The 2,037-nt window shown below is 62.1% G+C and carries 3 protein-coding genes; 1 reads left to right on the forward strand and 2 read right to left on the reverse strand.

Annotated elements, in window-relative coordinates; genetic code table 11:
- Nucleotides 1-356, forward strand: a 356-nt coding sequence (locus tag AACY49_RS29440; protein ID WP_339527680.1) for a hypothetical protein, incomplete at its 5' end; no start/stop codon positions are given.
- Nucleotides 357-359: 3 nt separating this feature from the next.
- Here the strand turns inward: AACY49_RS29440 and AACY49_RS29445 are convergent.
- Both AACY49_RS29445 and AACY49_RS29450 read right to left on the reverse strand, forming a co-directional pair.
- Complete coding sequence (locus AACY49_RS29445; protein ID WP_112921552.1) at nucleotides 360-1,583, reverse strand: IS256 family transposase; 1,224 nt, start codon at nucleotides 1,581-1,583, stop codon at nucleotides 360-362.
- A 21-nt stretch (nucleotides 1,584-1,604) separates the two neighbouring features.
- Nucleotides 1,605-2,037, reverse strand: a 433-nt coding sequence (locus tag AACY49_RS29450; protein WP_339527682.1) for a hypothetical protein, incomplete at its 5' end; no start/stop codon positions are given.

Consider the following 2,037-nt stretch of genomic DNA (forward strand, 5'->3'; position numbering starts at 1 on the left):
TCGAAAATGCCGCCCAAGAGATCCTGACCAGCACGCATACCAACCGCAGCGCCTTTGGAACCTCGACGGAACGCTCTTCGGGCTTCGAATCTGGTGCCGGTAGTTCCGCAAATACCAACGTCGAGAAGTTTGATCGGACGACCGGCTCAAGCTCACAGGGCCTGGAAGAGCGCTCATCGACCGGCCAGAGCCAGCGGATCTCCGAAGGTCACGATCGGCAAGCTGGGACGACAGATCAAGTCGCCGGTTCGCTTGGAGGGGCGCTTGGTGGGGCTGGGCGGGGAGCTACTGGCGGGAAGGGCCGATTGGGCAGCCTGCGGCACTGTCAGGATTTCCGTGTGTGGGCGGGCGGTTGAACATTACGCCGCCATGGCCCTGATGAAGCGCTCGCCGAAGATGACGGCGAACTGGGCCTTGGCCATGGACCACTCCCGTGGCGGCATTTTCCACTCTTTCTCCGATCGGTTCAAGATCAGATAGAGCAGCTTGGTGGCAGCCTCGTCGCTGGGAAAATGGCCCCTGGCGCGGACGGCGCGTCTGAGCTTCGAGTTCAAAGCCTCGATCGCATTTGTGGTGTAGACGATCCGGCGGACCTCGTCGGGGAACGCAAAGAACGGGATCACTTCGCCCCAGGCGCGCCGCCAGCTTTGGCCGATGGCAGGATAGCGTTGGCCCCAGGGGCCGGCCTCAAACGCGCTCAGCGCCTGTTCGGCCGCCTCTGCGCTGGGCGCGCGGTAAATCTCCTTGAGCGCGCTGGCGAGGTTCTTGCGGTCTTTCCAGGACACGAAGTCCATCGAGTTCCTGAGCAGATGCACGATGCACGTTTGGACGATCGCGTCGGGGAAGACGGCGGTGATCGCCTCGGGGAAGCCCTTGAGGCCATCGACGACGGCGAGCAGGATATCCTCGGTGCCGCGGTTGCGCAGCTCGTTCATTACCCGCAGCCAGAACTTCGCACCCTCATTCTGCTCGAGCCACAGGCCGAGGACCTCCTTCGCGCCGTCGGCGCGAACGCCCAGCGCGATGTGAATGGCTTTGTTGCGAACTATGCCCTCGTCGCGGATCTTGACCCGGATCGCGTCGAAGAAAACCAGCGGGTAGATCGGATCGAGCGGCCGCTGCTGCCACGTCGCCACCTCGTCGAGCACGGCGTCGGTCACCGTGCTGATCAGATCCGGCGACACGTCGATCCCGTACAGATCGTGGAGATGCCCGGTAATCTCGCGGGTGCTCATGCCGCGCGCATACATCGACACGATCTTGTCGTCGAAGCCGGGAAAGCGGCGCTGATACTTGGCGATCAACTGCGGATCGAAGCTCGCCTGACGATCGCGTGGCACGTCGATCGCCAGCTTGCCGGTGTCGGTCATCACGGTCTTCCGACCGTAGCCGTTGCGCGTGTTGCCGGCACCGTCCTGGCCGGCCAGGTGATGATCCATCTCCGCGTTCAACGCGCGCTCGGTCAGCGCCTTCTTCAGCGAATCGAGCAGGCCACCTTGGTCAAATGCAGCACTCGCGGCACCGCCCGCCAGCAACTGGTCGAGAAGCTCATTCGGTATCGCAGGTTCTTTGCGTCGGGACATATGGGATCTCCTCTTTACCCATTATGCCCGCCCACACACGGAAATCCTGACAGTCCCCCGCTGCCGGATCTTCAGCGGCACCGCGACCACAACGAACAGCCCCGCAGCACAGTAGAACCAGACCAACCCTGTATCGCGTTGCCGCAGGGCAATGCAGATGAGACAGGAAACCGCGACGATCGGGGTTATCTTGGTCACCCACCACAAGGCCGATCCCCATCCGGGTTGATCGCGCATGTCCTTGTTTACTATCAGCACGATCAACGTCGCCGCGACCTTCAGGCCGATGGCAAGAGCGGCGATCCAGCTCAAAAAGTCGATCAGGGTGGAGAAGCCGAACGTCAGCATCACATGATGATGCGACGCAGCTTGTTGCCGGGCAACCTGTAATCCGTCCTGGATGGTAAGGGACAAAGCCGGATCATATGTCGGTGAGGTCTTCGGGGTAACGCCC

Source organism: Pseudomonas sp. EL_65y_Pfl2_R96 (assembly GCF_963970905.1).
In the GTDB taxonomy this organism is placed as follows: Bacteria; Pseudomonadota; Gammaproteobacteria; order Pseudomonadales; family Pseudomonadaceae; genus Aquipseudomonas.

Excerpts from the sequence above, each read along its gene's own strand:
- AACY49_RS29445 (WP_112921552.1), bottom strand. The coding sequence starts at position 1,583 with ATGTCCCGACGCAAAGAACCTGCGATACCGAATGAGCTTCTCGACCAG.